Source organism: Sedimenticola sp., assembly GCF_050289425.1.
In the GTDB taxonomy this organism is placed as follows: domain Bacteria; phylum Pseudomonadota; class Gammaproteobacteria; order Chromatiales; family Chromatiaceae; genus Sedimenticola.
On the sequence record NZ_JBNKFS010000004.1, the window covers coordinates 57,440 to 73,981 of the forward strand.

17 protein-coding genes are annotated in these 16,542 nt (G+C 55.0%); 8 read left to right on the top strand and 9 right to left on the bottom strand.

The annotated features are described in order from the left end of the window. Window positions 1-30: 30 nt before the first annotated feature. Complete coding sequence (locus tag ACQY5R_RS03650) at window positions 31-924, top strand: carbon-nitrogen hydrolase (protein ID WP_428604636.1); 894 nt, start codon at window positions 31-33, stop codon at window positions 922-924. Between the two features lie 107 nt (window positions 925-1,031). Here ACQY5R_RS03650 and ACQY5R_RS03655 read toward each other — a convergent pair whose 3' ends face one another. The 3 genes from ACQY5R_RS03655 to ACQY5R_RS03665 form a co-directional block, all read right to left on the bottom strand. Beyond that, window positions 1,032-1,316 carry a segregation and condensation protein A gene (locus ACQY5R_RS03655; protein ID WP_428604639.1) on the bottom strand — a complete coding sequence of 95 codons (285 nt, stop codon included), beginning with the start codon at window positions 1,314-1,316 and terminating at the stop codon, window positions 1,032-1,034. Further along, entirely contained in the window at window positions 1,313-2,191 is an 879-nt protein-coding gene (locus tag ACQY5R_RS03660) for a phosphoribulokinase (RefSeq protein ID WP_428604641.1), read from the bottom strand. Before ACQY5R_RS03660 ends, ACQY5R_RS03655 begins: the two co-directional genes overlap by 4 nt. Window positions 2,192-2,317: 126 nt before the next feature. Then, the gene (locus ACQY5R_RS03665) at window positions 2,318-3,772 is read right to left on the bottom strand and encodes an aminoacyl-histidine dipeptidase (RefSeq protein WP_428604644.1); all 1,455 of its coding nucleotides are present in this window, start codon (window positions 3,770-3,772) and stop codon (window positions 2,318-2,320) included. 174 nt (window positions 3,773-3,946) lie between these two features. Here ACQY5R_RS03665 and ACQY5R_RS03670 point away from each other — a divergent pair, with 174 nt between their 5' ends. The 3 genes from ACQY5R_RS03670 (at window position 3,947) to ACQY5R_RS03680 (ending at window position 6,725) form a co-directional block, all read left to right on the top strand. Then, the gene (locus tag ACQY5R_RS03670; protein ID WP_428604646.1) at window positions 3,947-4,798 is read left to right on the top strand and encodes a Rossmann-like domain-containing protein; all 852 of its coding nucleotides are present in this window, start codon (window positions 3,947-3,949) and stop codon (window positions 4,796-4,798) included. Window positions 4,799-4,943: 145 nt separating this feature from the next. Next, on the top strand, window positions 4,944-5,771 hold the full coding sequence (locus tag ACQY5R_RS03675) for a universal stress protein (RefSeq protein WP_428604649.1): 828 nt from the start codon (window positions 4,944-4,946) through the stop codon (window positions 5,769-5,771). 144 nt (window positions 5,772-5,915) lie between these two features. Next, window positions 5,916-6,725: a transglycosylase SLT domain-containing protein gene (locus tag ACQY5R_RS03680; protein WP_428604651.1), complete on the top strand. Its 810-nt coding sequence runs from the start codon at window positions 5,916-5,918 to the stop codon at window positions 6,723-6,725. A gap of 9 nt (window positions 6,726-6,734) precedes the next feature. Here ACQY5R_RS03680 and ACQY5R_RS03685 read toward each other — a convergent pair whose 3' ends face one another. Beyond that, window positions 6,735-7,202: an Lrp/AsnC family transcriptional regulator gene (locus ACQY5R_RS03685; protein WP_428604654.1), complete on the bottom strand. Its 468-nt coding sequence runs from the start codon at window positions 7,200-7,202 to the stop codon at window positions 6,735-6,737. 161 nt (window positions 7,203-7,363) lie between these two features. Between ACQY5R_RS03685 and ACQY5R_RS03690 the strand changes: the two genes are divergently transcribed. Then, complete coding sequence (locus ACQY5R_RS03690; protein WP_428604657.1) at window positions 7,364-7,726, top strand: 4a-hydroxytetrahydrobiopterin dehydratase; 363 nt, start codon at window positions 7,364-7,366, stop codon at window positions 7,724-7,726. A gap of 145 nt (window positions 7,727-7,871) precedes the next feature. Continuing rightward, window positions 7,872-8,795 carry a TauD/TfdA family dioxygenase gene (locus ACQY5R_RS03695; RefSeq protein ID WP_428604659.1) on the top strand — a complete coding sequence of 308 codons (924 nt, stop codon included), beginning with the start codon at window positions 7,872-7,874 and terminating at the stop codon, window positions 8,793-8,795. On the opposite strand, the gene ACQY5R_RS03700 is transcribed toward ACQY5R_RS03695, so the two are convergent. The 3 genes from ACQY5R_RS03700 to ACQY5R_RS03710 form a co-directional block, all read right to left on the bottom strand. Beyond that, on the bottom strand, window positions 8,783-9,754 hold the full coding sequence (locus ACQY5R_RS03700; protein WP_428604662.1) for a DUF3179 domain-containing protein: 972 nt from the start codon (window positions 9,752-9,754) through the stop codon (window positions 8,783-8,785). The genes ACQY5R_RS03695 and ACQY5R_RS03700 overlap by 13 nt on opposite strands. 113 nt (window positions 9,755-9,867) lie before the next feature. Then, entirely contained in the window at window positions 9,868-10,311 is a 444-nt protein-coding gene (locus ACQY5R_RS03705; RefSeq protein ID WP_428604664.1) for a DMT family transporter, read from the bottom strand. A gap of 58 nt (window positions 10,312-10,369) precedes the next feature. Further along, entirely contained in the window at window positions 10,370-11,842 is a 1,473-nt protein-coding gene (locus tag ACQY5R_RS03710) for a PLP-dependent aminotransferase family protein (protein WP_428604666.1), read from the bottom strand. Window positions 11,843-11,948: 106 nt separating this feature from the next. Between ACQY5R_RS03710 and ACQY5R_RS03715 the strand changes: the two genes are divergently transcribed. Beyond that, on the top strand, window positions 11,949-12,590 hold the full coding sequence (locus ACQY5R_RS03715) for a pyridoxamine 5'-phosphate oxidase family protein (protein ID WP_428604668.1): 642 nt from the start codon (window positions 11,949-11,951) through the stop codon (window positions 12,588-12,590). A gap of 40 nt (window positions 12,591-12,630) precedes the next feature. Here ACQY5R_RS03715 and ACQY5R_RS03720 read toward each other — a convergent pair whose 3' ends face one another. After that, entirely contained in the window at window positions 12,631-12,900 is a 270-nt protein-coding gene (locus ACQY5R_RS03720; protein ID WP_428604671.1) for a hypothetical protein, read from the bottom strand. A gap of 132 nt (window positions 12,901-13,032) precedes the next feature. Beyond that, window positions 13,033-14,019 (bottom strand): HDOD domain-containing protein, encoded by a 987-nt coding sequence (locus ACQY5R_RS03725; RefSeq protein ID WP_428604674.1) that lies wholly within the window; start codon window positions 14,017-14,019, stop codon window positions 13,033-13,035. 407 nt (window positions 14,020-14,426) lie between these two features. On the opposite strand from ACQY5R_RS03725, the gene ACQY5R_RS03730 reads away from it, so the two are divergent. Further along, window positions 14,427-16,541 (top strand): alpha-ketoacid dehydrogenase subunit alpha/beta, encoded by a 2,115-nt coding sequence (locus ACQY5R_RS03730; protein ID WP_428604677.1) that lies wholly within the window; start codon window positions 14,427-14,429, stop codon window positions 16,539-16,541. Window position 16,542: the final 1 nt, after the last annotated feature.

A 16,542-nucleotide genomic window follows, 5' to 3' on the forward strand; every position in this document is an offset into this window, starting at 1 on the left:
AGAGAATCCATCCATTACGCCATCATGTCCATGAATCACCGAAAAATTCTCAAGATAGCCCTGATCCAGCACCGCTGCAGCAACAACCGTGAAGAGAACCTGAAATCTATCTCAGAGCGGATACGCCGGGCCGCCGAGTCGGGGGGTGAACTGGTGTTACTGCAAGAGCTGCATAACACCCCCTATTTCTGTCAAACCGAAGAAACGCGGCTGTTTGATCTGGCGGAGAGCATACCCGGCCCCACTACCGACCATTTAGCGGGCCTGGCGGCCGAATTGGAGGTGGTGATCGTCAGCTCCCTGTTTGAGAAACGGGCGGCCGGTATCTACCACAATACGGCCGTGGTGTTTGACAGCGATGGCCGTCTGGCCGGACGTTACCGGAAAATGCATATCCCGGATGACCCGGGATTTTATGAGAAATTCTATTTCACGCCGGGTGATCTGGGTTTTACCCCTATCGATACCCGTGTCGGAAAGCTGGGTGTGCTGGTTTGCTGGGACCAGTGGTACCCGGAGGCGGCCAGGCTGATGGCGCTGGCAGGGGCCGAACTGTTGCTCTACCCCACCGCTATCGGCTGGGATCCGGGTGACGATGCCGATGAGCAGCTTCGCCAGCGTGATGCTTGGGTAACGGTCCAGCGAGGTCACGCCGTCGCCAATGGATTGCCGGTAGCCGCCTGTAACCGGGTGGGCCATGAGGCCGACCCCTCAGGCCAGAGCCAGGGAATTCGTTTTTGGGGGAACTCCTTTGTCTGTGGACCACAAGGGGAACTGCTGGGCGAGGCTGGTGAGGACGAAGCGATTATGTTGGTGGATATCGACCTGGGGCGAAGTGAGTCGGTGAGACGTATCTGGCCTTTCCTCAGGGATCGTCGAATCGATAATTTTGCCGACCTGCAGCGACGCTATATAGATGAGTAGAACCAATAAGCCGACACTTGTTGAGGACGCCGGATAACCGCGCGCAAAGGCTTGGACAGGCCGCATCAGGCAGACGGTAATTTCGCCTGTCCGTGTGGAAGATTATCCTATTCGGAACTTTTTCCCTTGCCGGGATCAAATTGCACCACGGTCGAGGTGGGCGTCTCGTCGGTGTAGTAGGGACGCTTGGCCGCAATGCCCGCCGCTTCACCCAACTCCTTTTCCCGGGCCGTAATCAGCCCCAGGCAAACCCTCACATCCTGAATCGTCTCATCGGTTAAAGGGTGACGCATCCCCGGCGGAGGTGTGGTATCCCGTATAACCGCGGTCAGTACCTTGCGCATCGCTTCCAGTATTGCCAGGTCTTTTGTGGTGTCGGAATTGATAATCAAATCTCCTGTAACTGGCGGCGTCGTTCCATCATCTCATGCACCAGGGGGTTCAACAACAGCTCCATGGCGAACTCCATTTTACCGCCGGGCACTACCAGTGAATTGCGCCGTGACATGAAAGCCCCGTCGATCCTTTTCAGCAGGAAGGCGAAGTCATGATCTCGCGGTTCGCGGAAGCTGATCACCACCATACTTTCGTCATTCTCCGGCATATCCTGGGCTTCGAACGGATTCGAGGTATCGACCAACGGAATACGCTGAAAATTGATATCGGTATTGGAAAACTGTGGGGTGATGTAGTGCACATAGTCATGCAGCCGGTGCTGAATGACGGCACGCACCGCATCCAGGGTGTAGCCGCGGTTTCTGATATCCGTGTGGATCTTCTGTATCCATTCCAGATTAACGATCGGCGCGACACCCAGCGTCAGATCGACATGCTGTTTGATATCGATACCATCGTTGGCGAACGCGCCGTGCAGCCCCTGGTACACCAGTAGATCCAGGTCCGGCGGCAACGACTCCCATTCGGTAAAAGTGCCGGCCGCTTGCCGGTATTCGAGGGCTTGATCTTCGGTGTGCAGATAGTGCCTGAACTTCCCGGTACCGTCTGACGCAAACTCCCGAAATAGGGATTCAAGCAGATCGAGTCGGTTTCCCTCGGGGCTGAAATGGCTCAGATAACGGCCATCGGCACAAGCCTCCTCGATCTTCAGGGCCATCTCATCCCTTTCATAGCGGTGGAAGGCGCTGCCATCCACTACAAGATGGCGAATTTTTTCGCGCCAAGCGATATGCCTGAACACATCACTTACCCGGTTCGAACCTGAGCCGGATGAACCCGTGATGACGATAATGGGGTATTTAATTGACATGGCGAAACCCTAATACACTGCTCTGATTGATGCAATGCGCCATAGATTCAATTTTTCTTATGCTTCATGCGCCCGCTACTTATGGATATCGTCCTGTTTTATAAATGCTTTTCAGCAATGTCCTGATTACTGCAAACGCGCCAGCGTTGCGACGAGCAGATCCCAGAACCGTTGCACCGAGGGAATGTGCATACGCTCAGCCGGTGAGTGCGGATAGCGAATGGTCGGTCCAAACGAGATCATGTCAAGGTGAGGATACTTGCCGCCGATAATGCCGCACTCCAGTCCGGCATGGATTGCCCCAATCTCTGCTTCGGTATCAAAAATATCCTGGTAGGCGTCGCGCATCGTCCTCAACAAGGGTGATTCCGGGTTGGGCCGCCAACCGGGATATTCGCCATCGATCACCGTATCTGCCCCCATCAACCTGAATAGTGAACGGTGGACCGCACAGAGTTCATCACGGGAAGAGTCAACCGAGCTGCGGATCAGGCACTTGATCTCGATATGACCGTCAACGGCATTCACAATAGAGAGGTTTGTGGAACTCTCTACCAGCCCGGGCATGCTGTCGCTCATCCGCATAACGCCGTTGGGACACGCCATCAAGACATCCAGTAAGCCTTGTTGAATCGCGGGAGGCAACCCCTGCCCGGACGCTGTCTCCGGCTGCAGATAGATGGTCAAATCCGGTTCAACACGCTGCAGCTCGGATTTAATTGCGTTGGACAGGTTTTCGATCACTGTTTTCACCGCGTTGGCATGGGATGCCGGGACAGACAACGCCGCCATCGCCTCACGCGGTATGGCATTGCGCATATTGCCACCGGACAAGGCACTAAGTCGTATCCCGCCTGCCGATTCGGCCGCCATCAGTAAGCGGCACAATAACTTGTTGGCATTCCCACGGCCGCGATGGATATCCACGCCGGAATGCCCCCCCTTAAGCCCGCTGACCGATAACCGGTAACCGAGCCAGCCGGGATCGAGCGGCTCCGGCGTATAACGAAGTTGTGCCGAGGCATTGGCACCACCGGCGCAGCCTATACAGAGAATACCTTCATCTTCCGAATCCATGTTTAGCAACAGACTTCCCTGGAGCAGATCTGAAGCCAGCCCGAAGGCGCCAGTCATGCCATCTTCTTCATTGCTGGTAAACAGCGCCTCGATCGGCCCGTGTTTTAGCTGTCGGGACTCCAGTACTGCCAGTGCGGCAGCCACACCGATCCCGTTGTCCGCCCCCAACGTGGTACCCGCGGCCGTAATCCACTCCTGTTCCAACTGGAGCGGAATCGGGTCTTTGGTGAAATCGTGTGGCGTGCCTGAATCGGCTTGAGGAACCATGTCCAGATGCCCCTGAAGTATGATGCCGGGTGCTGACTCCATACCCGCCGAGGCCGGTTTTCTGATAAGAATGTTATCCGCCTGATCCCGCCAGACCGATAGTCCCAGGCTTTCACCTATCTGGATAACATACGCCTGTACCGCCGCTTCGTGGTGGGAAGGCCTGGGTATCTGGGTCAATTGATAGAAATGTTTCCAGAGGGTCTGTGGCGAGAGTTTTGCAATAGCGTCTTTCATGGGAGTTTTCAAACAGAGGGACCAGCCAACATTGACCGAAATATGGTATCCCCCAATATCTTGCCGGGCAATGACAATCCCAATCGTCGTCCCCCACTTTTCCACTTTTTCGGTTTCCCGGACTATACTGGCGCCCACCCCGTCGGCAACAGGATAGAGATAGGTCCCCGTACAATGACATACCTTTCCCAATATCAGGCCTTGGTGACTCAAATCGACGATGCTCTTCAAGTGCCCAGCATCGAACAGATTCTGCTCCCCCGCGAAGAGGAGTCGTCGGATATCAAAGATAACTTCGGTTTTGTCATACTCAGTGACGGCAGCACCGGACCTTTTTATATTTGTCTCGGCAAAACCCGTGACTGGATTCAGCAAAGCGACCACCACCCCCTAGGCGAATCCCCAATTGCTATTGCACGCTTGCTTGACGGTGTCGATCTTCCCCGCAGCGCCCTGGCGCTGGGCGCCTTCAATGCTGTTAGCCAATACCTGATGAAACAGGCCGGTTTCGATCCGTCGACTCTCGGCAAGCGCAGCGACAGTAACGTCACGGAAAATCGTATCGGTCTGGTGGGCTTCTTCAGGCCACTGGTCGAGCGCTACCTGGCACAGGGCAAGCGCGTGACCATTATCGAACAACAACCGGAACGGGTACCCGAAGAACTGGAGGTGTCCGTCTTCACCACGCCGGAAGCCTTGGCAGATTGCGACACGGTTTTCTGCACCGCCTCGACCTTGATCAATAACACTATCGATTCGATTATTCAGGCCACCGGCGATGCGCAAAAGATCCACCTGATTGGCCCCAGTTCAAGCGGCCTCCCCGATCTTTTGTTTGCGTTGGGTATTCGTTCGACCGGCGGGTTGATGATAGACCGGCCCGAGCAGCTTAAACGTGCCATCGACGCGGGCGAATCCTGGGGTAGCTGCGGACACAAATACCAACTGTTCCCCAGCGATTACCCAGGCATCACAGCGTTGCTACTGGCTGCTACTTCACCGCACGTCGATGGAAGGCGGTTGTAATCAGGAAAGCTTCGCACTTATGCTAGGACCTATTGATATGGTGCATATACCCAGCGCGGGCTCAAAGCGCTTGTCGGGAATAACGCATACGCCGTAACCGGCGGTTTTATGATCCGTCAAACTTAGCTAACAGGTAACTGTTTCCATGACTACCAAGCAATCAGTTGGCTATCACAGCATCGTAGCGCTCTTCTCTCCTTTGGAGGCAGAGCAACCGGCGGCCAGGCGTGCCGCCAACGTCGCCGCTAAACTTCAAAGTCAGGTCACGCTGGCGCATATCGCACCGGCAAGTGAATCCGAATACGAGTCTGCAGCGGCTGACGATAAGGTATTGGATCAATTGCTTGAGCAGCACCCTGAGATCGTACTGGCGAAAAGCGCGAAAGGTAGCTTACTGGAAATTATCCGCCTGGCGGCGGAAGTCAGCGGTGATCTGATTGTCCTGGATCGCCTCGGTCTCTCTCAACTGCAGCCGTTACTCCAGGAAAGCAGCGATGGCAAATGTGACCATGGGGAGTGCGACGCCCTGGTAGTGCGGGCCCGCGGGGGTGATGAGGATCCGAAAATGGCCGATTATCGGCATATTGTTGTCGCAGCCGACCTCAATGATCAAGGACTCATGACTATCTACAAGGCCGTCCGTATGGCCAAACGCTATAGCGCCAGACTGACCCTGCTGAATGTACTGGACCAGTTTGATGCCGACCAGGAGCAGGCGGTTGCCGCCAAGGCGCTTAGGTCGCGTGGACTGGACGCCTTTACAGCCGTCATAGAAGGGCTGGAGGTGGAGAAAGAGGTACTGGTGACCGCGGAGACCGTGCACCAGGCGGTATCCGCCTATGCCAAGCATCAGCAAGCGGATTTGCTGGTTATCGGATCCCACAAGTACCAGGGACTCTGTGTCTTGCTGGGCAATACGGCCAGACAGGTGATTAAAGAGACCGACTGCGATGTACTGGTGGTCCACGAATAGGAACCACGTGCTGTCAGGCAATTTTACACTACTCAGTTTTCTTTCCCACATAAAATATCTAACTGTTTGATATTGGCTATTATTTATATCCGTGGAACGGAATTTGCGTAAACCACAGATGTATTGACGACAGACGAAACAGCCATGTCTTGCAGACTCTCTGTATTACTCCTATTGCTCTTATCGACCCCGTTCTATTGTGCGGCTGAAAAGTCGCCATTGGCGGGAGATCTGCTGCAATGGGCCGTTCGCTATGAGCATGGCCGAGGGGTTAAGCAAGACTATCAAAAGGCCTTCCAGCTCTACTGTATGGCGGCCGATCAAGGTGAGAGCGAGGCCTATTACGCTTTGGGATGGATGGTTTTCAACCATCGCGGTGTCGATCAGGACCGAGCGGTGGCAGCCGGTTGGTTTAAAAAAGCCGCGGCAGCGGGCGATCCGGCTGCCCGCAGGATGCAAACGGTGTTGGCAGGCATTGAGCCGCGTCCGGACCCCAACTGCGGGACGCTGAGGCGGGACAATCCAAATCGCCAGCAGATAGAGCGTTGGGTCGAGCGCTGGGCACCGGCTTACGGACTGGATGCCGATCTGGTACTGGCGGTGATCCTGGCTGAGTCCAATTTCAATCCACGCGCTCATTCACAACAGGACGCACGGGGGTTGATGCAATTGATTCCCGCCACCGCAAAGCGTTTTGGGGTGCGGGATATTTGGGATCCTTCGCAAAACATGCACGGCGGCATGGCTTATCTACAATGGCTGGTAAAGCGCTTTGAAGGTGATGTGCCACTGGTGTTGGCCGCCTACAATGCCGGTGAGCGGGCAGTGGAGAGCTATCACGGTGTGCCTCCCTATCGGGAAACCCGCCATTACGTCAAACGCATCACCCAAAATTACCTCAAGCCGGTTCACCCCGTATTGGGTGATCCGTTGATCAGCTTGATCAGCTATTGAAACACCCGCTCAGAGGTAGTCGAGAGGTAGCGCGGTAGTCGATTTTTTTTGATTCAACACAAAACTGGTATTGACTGACCGAACCCCTTTCAACTTCAGCAGGTGCCCACTCAGTAACAATTCATAATCATCCATGCTGTGACTGACGATTTTCAGCAGATAGTCATAACTGCCGCTCATTGAACAGCACTCCAGAACCTGCGGGCTTTGCTGCACAAATTGATCGAACGCTTGCAGGGTTTCAGGGTTGTGATTTTCCAATGAGATCAGGGCATAGGCGAAGACGTGCAGATTTACCGTTGCCGGTGCCACCAAGGTGACGCGGGATGTAATGACGCCCTCCTCTTCCAGCCGCTTTACCCGCCGCCAACAGGGTGAGGGGGAAAGGCCAACCTTTTCAGCCAGTTCATGATTGGTCAAACAGGCGTCCTGCTGTAGCAGTGCAAGTATTTTTTTATCGAGTTTATCGAGCTCCATAGCCGTTTCTAACCTATTTCACGCCCACCGTGCAAGCGTTCATCGTTTCAATTGAAACCACCGTGTAACAGCCGTGGGCAGAGCCGCTCAGGTTGGACCATACTGAATAGTGCGGTGAAACGACCGGTCACGATTTGCAACGACCACAGTGAGGTCCCGTTATGAAACAGACATCCATGCTACAGGAAAAACATTGCCGAGCCTGTGACGCCCAGACAGCCGCCATCTCGGAGGCGGAAAGCCGAGAGTGGATGGCGCAACTCTCCCCCGAATGGGCGTTGTCAGGTGAGCACCCGTTCCTGGTTCGGGAGTTCCGATTCAAGAATTTTTACCAGACCATCGCCTTCGTCAATGCCCTCGCCTGGATAGCCCACGGCGAAGATCATCATCCCGATCTGGAAGTGGGGTATAACCGTTGCAAGGTGCAATACCACACCCATGCGATCAACGGACTGACAGAAAATGATTTTATTTGTGCGGCAAAAATTGATGCCTTGTTGCCGATGTTAGCTCGAGAAGGATAGGAGATAGTTAGCGTTACTCATTGAATATAAAATAATTTATTTACTCTTTTCTAGGTTGATTCGGTGCAGGATTCAGGCAGAGTGGCAAGGTCTGTTAGTAATTGCTAATATTTCTCAGACATTCTCTGTAAGCGGTAGTACCTCAATGCCCCACTCAGCCGTATCCGAAAAACTGTCCACCACGCCTTTTGATCTGGACGACGATGCCCTTTATCTCTCCTGGCGGGAGAAAAAGCTGGCGGACTACCCCACCAGCCTGGATGCGCTGCTGGTACCGGTCAAGGATCCACGCCACTTATCCGATGTCGAATTTAATGCCATCAGACAACGGGTCTGCAAAGCCAATATGGCGATCTATATCAGCGAGACTGGCAGTGACCCCGATCCTGAAATACCGCTCTCCCTGGGTCGGCGTTTTGGTGCCCGGCACCTTAACCGCAACTGGCTGTCCGATGATACCGGTTTGACATCGCTGAAGGTCGCTGCAGACGGGGTCAGGCAGCAGTATATCCCCTACTCCAACCGGCCAATCAAATGGCATACGGATGGCTATTACAATCGACCGGATGAGCAGATCCACTCACTGATCCTGCACTGTGTCCAGAGTGCCGGCAGTGGCGGGGAAAATGCCCTTCTGGATCATGAGATAGCCTATATCCTGTTGCGGGACAGAGATCCGAGGTTTATTACGGCGCTGATGGGGGCGGATGTCATGACGATACCACCGCGTATGAATAGTGGAGCAGTGGCCCGCCGGGAAGAGGTGGGGCCGGTCTTTTCGATCATGCCCTGTGGCAACCTGCACATGCGCTATACCATTCGTACCCGGCATGTTATCTGGTCTGAAGATCCACTTACCCGGCAAGCACTGGACGCCTTAAGCGAGATACTGAACAGCGACTCGCCCTACATATTCCGTGGCAAGCTGGAGCCGGGAATGGGACTGATCAGCAACAATATCCTGCACGACCGTACGGCTTTCCAGGATGACGAACAGGGCGTGCGTCATCTCTACCGGGCCCGCTATTACGACCGGTTACAGGATACCGGCATCGATCAGTACCGCTGACTGTCGGCATCTGTTGCATCGCGGCTGAATACAGCCGTGTCAGGATGGAACGCATACCAGGCGAACCAATAGGCGCGTATCACCGGCACCTCCTTTCCCTGCTGATCATAAAAGCGAGCGCTCTGGCTCGCTCGTTGGTAGCGAATGGTAAAGCTCCGGCCGGCAAACTGGTCTTTAATCTCTTCCCCCGCGCGGCGGCTCAGTTCGGCGACCGGATAAGCCTTATGCTGCCCCGCTACCGTTAATCCGTAGATCTGCTCCTTGGGGTGGTAACGGGAATCGCGCTGTTTAACCGGAAAATAGATCCCGGTGCTGCTTTCGTAGCCGGTGTAGGGATCTCGGTCATAATCACGAAGAAAGCCGGTTTCACGTGAAAGCACCTGCGTGTCCGGGTACTGCTGGCGCCATTGTGCCCAGTTGGTCACCACCAACGGTAATATCTTTAGCCGGGTACCCTTCATCTTGCCGGTCACCGCACGGGCCAACAGTTGCGACCAGAGCGATTGGGTTTTTCGGTCATACAGCAGCACGTCACTGTTATAAAGCAGCCCCGACACCCCAAACTGCAACGTTTCCCCGGCGATCTGCGCAGAAAAGGCCACACCGCTTCCGCAGAGCGGGCAATAGGTGATGATGACCGGTTCATCCCCGAATCGATCGTTAACGATCTCATGCCAGTTCATGATGGCGATGGGGTAAGCCTTGGTGACGCCATGCCAATGGAGCCCGAGTATCCGCGACGCCGGTTTGAGATGGCCGGCCGCTTGAGCCGTTAGGAACCGGGGTTGGTCGATCGCCGGGATACCGTCTTTTGCCGGGCCGCCCGAGTGGATCTCATCTAACGGGATCAAGCTCTGATCGGGCGTGATGGTGAAATCGCCAATGCGTTCAGCCAGAGCTAAAGCCGGCAATCCGCCCAGCATCAACAGGGTAAGGTACAGAGACAACAAACGGGGCATTGGGCTCTCCCTTCCTCGGTTACAGAAGGTCCTCCGTGCGGGTAGACCTGCATCGAAAGAGACCCGGATAGTCCCCCGATTCTTACAAACCGCCTCACCACACCTGTGGCCGATTAGGTGCGCACCGTCAGCCAAACCCCGAGTAACATAACCAACATGCCGGCAATCTTTTGCAGATTGAGTTCTCGTACCTCGGCACCGAGAAAACCGAAATGATCCATCAACGCCCCGACCATAAATTGCGCCGCCACAATCAGGGTGAAGGCCGTCACCAACCCCAGTCTTGGCACACTGAAACCGATCGAGGCGACGATGACCAGACCGGCCACACCGGAGCAGAGGGCATACCAGGGCATAGCATGCCAGAGTGACAGGTTGCCACCCCGTACAAACAGCATCGCCAAGCCGATGAGCAGTCCGCCTCCGCCGTATGTGATGAATACACTCTCCAGGGTACCCATACCCCGATCGAGCAGGGCCATCATCTGGGCCTGCAGCCCAACAGCAATGCCGCCTATCACAGCGACGCACGAGATTAATAGCAGACTCGGTGACATGATAACTCCTCTGTCGGTAACCACTCGGGACAACGGTGATGTATCGGACGTCCTGCGTTCAAGGGCGCTTCATCAATACCTGACGCAACAAGGCAATGCCCGGCACAATGCCGGATTCACTAATACCACTATAGCCAAACAACAACCCCAAGTGCTTTGTCGGTGTCTGATAGAGCGGCGAAACCGGATAGATGCCGACCCCGGCTCTGCGGGCCGATTCAATCAAGCGGGATTCATCCTTTGCCAGGACAGGATCCTTGAACCAGACCAATAAGTGTACGCCGGCATTGGTGCCATGGAGCTCAATCTCCGCCCCAAACGCCTCAGTCAGGGCATCGATCAGGATCCGCCGTTTCGTCTCATAGCGTTTGCGCATACGCCGTAGATGGCGTTCGTAGTGCCCCTCACCGATAAACGCGGCCAGCACCTGCTGCTGCTGGGTGGCGCTGTGGCGATCACTGAGCCAGCGCAATCCGACAAAGGGAGCGACCAGACTGCTCGGCAGGATCACGTAACCCAAACGCAGTGCAGGAAACAGTACTTTTGAAAAGGTGCCGACATACAGGGTTCGGCCAGACGGATCGAGCCCCTGCAGGGCTGGAATCGGTCGTCCTGCATAACGAAACTCCCCATCGTAGTCATCTTCCACGATATAGCTGTCATGCCGTTCAGCCCACTCCAACAAGGCCAGCCGCCGTGGCAAGGAGAGTATCGATCCGGTCGGAAACTGGTGGGAAGGTGTCACATAGATCAAGCTCTGCACCTTGCCAACCCGGGGGAGACGAGCGACTCGGATCCCTTCGGCGTCCACCGGTACTGGTACAATCCGGGCGCCGGCGGCTTGAAATGCAATTCTCGCCCCCAGGTAACCGGGCTCTTCCACCATCACCGGGGTACCGGGAGAGATAAACATCCGGGCCAGAATATCCAGCGCCTGCTGTGATCCGTTGACGATACACACCTGTTCCGCTGTACAGTCGCATCCCCTGCCCGCATTGACATACGCGGCAATACTTTCACGCAGTGCGGCGTCGCCCTGGGGATGGCCATATTGGAATTCATGCCTGGCAAGCGCCTGGCCGCTAAGGCGACGCCATATCCGCTCTGACAGCGGATCCACCTCGACATCTCCATAACGAAAGTCATAGGTCGGCTCGGCGGTGCCGGATGTCCAGGGGCGTGACCGCGCCTGCCAGTGGGTCAAGGCGATATTTGCCTGTTCGGTCAGTTTGGCAACAGCACCCCCACTGGCACGACTTTTTTCGGTTAACGCAGCCGGTTTCGTATCGGTTGTAGAGAGATGCGGCGCTACCCGGGTGCCAGCCCCCACCCGGCCGCAAATGAAACCTTCCGCCTTCAACTGGTCGTACGCCAGCAACACCACATTACGCGAGACAGCCAGTTGACTGGCCAGGAAACGTGAGGCCGGTAGTTTCTCCCCCTCATTCAGTCTGCCGGTGAGAATCTGCTGTTTCAGTGCCTGGTAGATCTGTAGATAGAGTGGCCCTTCCCCATCCAGTGTCAGCAACATCCGCTCCTCCAATATTGGCCCTATTAAATTAAAATTTATTGGATCTTTTTAAAGGTCCAATTTTGAACAATCATAGCCTATATCAATCACTATGGAGAGTTTCCCCATGCCCCGGCAACAACCAGACAGAAATCGGATCAACCGCCATAAAGAGAGAGGGCATTATGATACCGAGACCATTCACGCCATATTGGATCAAGCCAAAATCTGCCACGTAGGCTTTAACATGGATGGCCAACCCTTTGTGATTCCCATGGCGTTTGCACGTCAGGGAAACAGTCTATTATTGCATGGGGCACCCAACTCAAGGCTGCTTGGGCAGCTAGCCAGCGGTTTCCCGGTCTGCGTCACCATCACGCATCTGGATGGCTTGGTACTGGCGCGTTCCACCTTTCACCACTCAATGAATTTTCGTTCCGTCGTCGCTTTTGGCACGGCAAGACCAGTGAACGACTTGGAGGAGAAGCATGCCGCATTGATTGCCCTGACAGAGCACCTGACTCCGGGAAGAACCACTTTGGCCAGGGCCGCAACAGATCAGGAAGTGATGGCCACAGCCGTTGTGCGCTTCGAGATCGAAGAGGCATCCGCCAAGGTACGGCGTGGTCCGCCACTGGATAGTCCCAAGGATAGGCAGTTGGACGTCTGGGCAGGCGTCATCCCGATACATAGCGTTGAGGGCGAGCCGATCCCCGCCCCCGATCTAAAACCGGAACTGTGTACGCAAGAACCGGTTAAACCGGCTTAATCGATGCCGCCCTGTCAACGGGCGGCATCCAATGCCTCTTTTATTGTTTGAAAACAGCAATCTCTTCCAGCGTTTTCTTTTCGATACCGGGTACTTGCCCCCCTTCTTGCGGATAGCCGACGACAAGGATCATGGTGGGGGTTTCTTTTTTAGGTCGATCGAGAATCTGATTAAGAAATCGCATGGGGCCTGGGGTATGGGTAAGACTGGCCAATCCGGCATTGTGCAGGGCGGTGATCAACAGTCCCGTTGCGATACCGACGGAATCCCTGGCGTAGTAGTGTTTGATCTTATTGCCTTGCTCATCCATCCCGTAATTTTCGCTGAAGATAACAATCAGATACGGGGCCTCTTCAACGCCTCAGCCCGCTGTTGCATCTCAGAGGGGGGAATTCGATATATTGGTCCAGGGGTATGGGATGATATCGGTTCTCTGCCATGATTAAAGCACCAATTCCGTGAGCTGTTGAAAAAACGTAATGATAGGTTGCATCTGCTGATCTGCCGCCATTTCCGATGGGCGAGACGACCCGGTACGGCTTGTCTGTTCAAGATACTCATGCGCCAGTTTGTCTGCCTGGCGCAAAACGGCTTGCGGCAATGTCTGCGGCGCACGGGTATGGTGTCCGGCCGTCAAGTCGACTAAACGGTCCGGCAGTTGCCAGGTCTGGAAGAGACGCGCACCCAGTTCAGCGTGGTTGATACCCAGCAGCTCTCGCTCCAGATCCGCCGCCGCGTCTCCAACCTGGCAACGATTAATAACCTCTGCATATTCGATAGGGATCAATTGTAGAAACAGCAATTTGCCGATATCGTGAATCAGTCCGGCAATAAACAGATCACCGGCCGATCCGGAGCGCTGTTGTTCGGCGAGTATTTTGCTGGCGCAGGCGGTAAACAGGGAGTGCCGCCAGAAACTGTTCATATCCATCAGGTCGGGACGGATTCCGAAAAAGAGACTCTTTACTTCGGTGGATATCAAAAGCGCCCAGAGATCAAACGGACCCACCCGGAGAATCGCATCCTCTACCTGGCTGATCTGCTTGGCGGTACCGTAATAAGCGGAATTACCAATCTGCAACGCTCGGGCTGTCAAACCGGGGTCCGTCTCCAGCAGTTGAATCATGCGATCGATGCCGGCCGTGTGAGACTCGAGTTCCTTGTATATCTCGATCAAAACATGCGGTAGTGAGGGAAGTTTTGCATGCTTAATCAACCAACCTGGAAGATCCGCTTCACGTTCCGTCTTTAATTTTGCGGTAGCCAGATCGCGCACATCACGCGCACCTTGATCCCACGCGGCGACCGCGTCTGGACAAAAGGAGCAGATACCCAGGCGAGTCGATTTATCCTGGCGCAACCAATGCATGCCTTGATCTATCGATGAGGTGATATAGCGATGGGTTCTGCCACAGCTGATACAGATCATAATCGCCCTCCAGCGGCGATTGATTAGCGAATTCATAGGGTAAAAACATGTATTTAACTTCATAGCATACAAGCAGCGGGAGTATAAACACAGCACTTTGAACCTATCGCTCCAGGTATAACCCCCCTCTCGAAAAACGCACTATTTGAACAATGGTACGGATGAATAGCCTATTGCCACGCAAAGTAAGACCCACCAATAAAAACCGTTATAAAGATAAAATTTTTCCTCTTATGTGGACGCGTTGGAATATTATTGCTTTTCGCTACAGATTGCCGAGTAACTTGCAAGGACATTCCATCTGCCGAGCCCTACACTTTTTACCTGGACGCTAAACATTGATTGCCGTCATCACGATGCAGTTCAATGGGCGCATTCGATGAATTCAGGATACAGCGGGTGTAATCATGCGAGCGAACAGAAAAATAGTACCGATCGCAGAGAGCCCAAGGTCGTTTGATGACCAGGGTTTCAACTGGCGACACATTGCCTATCTCCTGTTTGTCTCCAGGACGATGGATCGAATCGAAGAGCGTCAACTGGTTCCTGGCAAAGAGGTCCTCTATCAATTCTCTGCCCGGGGTCATGACCTGGCACAGATCATCCTCGGTTCCTTGCTGACGGGACAACATGATGCCGTTGCCGGCTATTATCGCTCCCGTCCGCTGATGCTCGCTTTGGGATTATCGCTGGAAGATGCCATGGCCGGACCTTTGATGCGAGCCGGCGGTTACAGTGACGGACGCGACATCGGCGTCGTGCATAACCTGCCGAATCTGAATGGCCCCTGCGGGCTGCCCATGAGCGGCGGCGTCGGCGCCCAGTACACCCCGGTTGCCGGCTGGGCTCAGTCTATTCACTACTACCGGCGCGAGCTAAACGATGACAGTTACCGCGGTTGTGTCGCGGTGGCCCACGGCGGTGAGGCGTCCACTGCCACCAATGGCTTCTGGTCATCGCTGAATATCGCCACCACTTTGAAACTCCCGATGCTGTTTTATGTGGAAGATAATGGCTACGGCATCTCTGTCACCTCAGACAAACAGACACCGGGGCGCAATATCGCCGCCAACCTGGCCGCTTTCAACAACCTCAAGGTACTGGATGGGGACGGCAGTGATCCATCTGAATCCAGTCACCTTGTCAAGCAGGCGATTGAACACCTGAGAGACGACCGCGGTCCGGTGCTGCTGCGTCTGCGAGTGCCCCGCCTGTCTGGACACTCCGCACAGGATACCCAAGCCTATAAAAGTCGTGAACAGATCAGCATTGAACAGGCGCGTGACCCTTTACCTAAATTGAAGGCGTACCTGGTTGATCAACTGCTCAACGAAGCGGAGTGGCTGGAGATAGAAACCCAGGCGGAAGCGGATGTGGCCGATGCATTGGAGAAGGCCCACGCCCGTCCCCTACCCGAAGCCCACGACATTCTGCGCCACGTCTTCTGTGAGACCCGGGGCGATGGAACACCGGACCTACAGATCCAAGGAGGCTTGGCACCGGGTGGTTTTCACTTTCCCCCAGATACGACCACCCCTGCCCCGGAACCCACTCGGGTCAATATGGTCAGTGCGATCCGACGTACTCTGGATCATGAGCTGGAGATCAATAACCGACTGCTGGTATTTGGCGAAGACGTGGCGGCCAAAGGTGGGGTGCATGCCGTGACCATGGGTTTGGCGGATAAGTATGGTGAAGAACGGGTTTTTGATACCAGTCTCTCTGAAGAGGGCATTATCGGCCGTTCAATCGGTATGGCCCAGGCCGGGCTGATGCCGGTGCCGGAAATTCAATTTCGAAAATATGCGGATCCGGCGGAAGAGCAACTCAACGACACCGGGACCATGCGCTGGCGCACCAAGAACCGTTTTGCCGCACCGATGGTGGTTCGTATCGCCGGGGGCTTTTTCAAATGCGGCGACCCCTGGCACAGCCAGTGTCAGGAGGTGAAATGGGCACACGCTATCGGCTGGCAAGTGGCGATGCCATCCAATGCCGAAGACGCCGTCGGATTATTGCGGAGCGCCCTGCGCAGCAACAACCCCACCATCTTTTTTGAGCATCGTGCCATGCTGGATGATGCCTGGGCACGTCGACCCTACCCCGGAGACGGTTACGTGGTGCCGTTTGGCCAGGCGCGCGTCATCAAGCCCGGTGAAGCCCTGACACTGATTACCTGGGGTGCCATGGTGCCCCGCTGTGAATCGGCCGCCCAGGATTTCGGCGACCAGGTGGAGGTGATCGATCTGCGCACCATCGTGCCGTGGGACAGAGAGCGCGTCACGCAATCGGTAACAAAAACCGGCCGCTGTCTGCTGGTGCATGAAGATAACATCACCGCCGGTTTCGGTGCCGAAATTGCCGCCTTCTTGAGTGACAGCCTGTTCTTTGAATTGGATGCACCGATCAAGCGGCTGGCCATGCCGGATATCCCAAGCCCCCACAGTCCGCTGCTATTAAATAGCGTGCTGCCGGATGAGCAGAAGATCTCAACAGCCATCGATGAATTGCTGGGGGTATAGG

Excerpts from the sequence above, each read along its gene's own strand:
- ACQY5R_RS03650 (WP_428604636.1), top strand. The coding sequence starts at position 31 with ATGAATCACCGAAAAATTCTCAAGATAGCCCTGATCCAGCACCGCTGC.
- ACQY5R_RS03660 (WP_428604641.1), bottom strand. The coding sequence starts at position 2,191 with ATGTCAATTAAATACCCCATTATCGTCATCACGGGTTCATCCGGCTCA.
- ACQY5R_RS03665 (WP_428604644.1), bottom strand. The coding sequence starts at position 3,772 with ATGAAAGACGCTATTGCAAAACTCTCGCCACAGACCCTCTGGAAACAT.
- ACQY5R_RS03670 (WP_428604646.1), top strand. The coding sequence starts at position 3,947 with ATGACATACCTTTCCCAATATCAGGCCTTGGTGACTCAAATCGACGAT.
- ACQY5R_RS03675 (WP_428604649.1), top strand. The coding sequence starts at position 4,944 with ATGACTACCAAGCAATCAGTTGGCTATCACAGCATCGTAGCGCTCTTC.
- ACQY5R_RS03680 (WP_428604651.1), top strand. The coding sequence starts at position 5,916 with ATGTCTTGCAGACTCTCTGTATTACTCCTATTGCTCTTATCGACCCCG.
- ACQY5R_RS03685 (WP_428604654.1), bottom strand. The coding sequence starts at position 7,202 with ATGGAGCTCGATAAACTCGATAAAAAAATACTTGCACTGCTACAGCAG.
- ACQY5R_RS03690 (WP_428604657.1), top strand. The coding sequence starts at position 7,364 with ATGAAACAGACATCCATGCTACAGGAAAAACATTGCCGAGCCTGTGAC.
- ACQY5R_RS03695 (WP_428604659.1), top strand. The coding sequence starts at position 7,872 with ATGCCCCACTCAGCCGTATCCGAAAAACTGTCCACCACGCCTTTTGAT.
- ACQY5R_RS03700 (WP_428604662.1), bottom strand. The coding sequence starts at position 9,754 with ATGCCCCGTTTGTTGTCTCTGTACCTTACCCTGTTGATGCTGGGCGGA.
- ACQY5R_RS03705 (WP_428604664.1), bottom strand. The coding sequence starts at position 10,311 with ATGTCACCGAGTCTGCTATTAATCTCGTGCGTCGCTGTGATAGGCGGC.
- ACQY5R_RS03710 (WP_428604666.1), bottom strand. The coding sequence starts at position 11,842 with ATGTTGCTGACACTGGATGGGGAAGGGCCACTCTATCTACAGATCTAC.
- ACQY5R_RS03715 (WP_428604668.1), top strand. The coding sequence starts at position 11,949 with ATGCCCCGGCAACAACCAGACAGAAATCGGATCAACCGCCATAAAGAG.
- ACQY5R_RS03720 (WP_428604671.1), bottom strand. The coding sequence starts at position 12,900 with ATGGATGAGCAAGGCAATAAGATCAAACACTACTACGCCAGGGATTCC.
- ACQY5R_RS03725 (WP_428604674.1), bottom strand. The coding sequence starts at position 14,019 with ATGATCTGTATCAGCTGTGGCAGAACCCATCGCTATATCACCTCATCG.
- ACQY5R_RS03730 (WP_428604677.1), top strand. The coding sequence starts at position 14,427 with ATGCGAGCGAACAGAAAAATAGTACCGATCGCAGAGAGCCCAAGGTCG.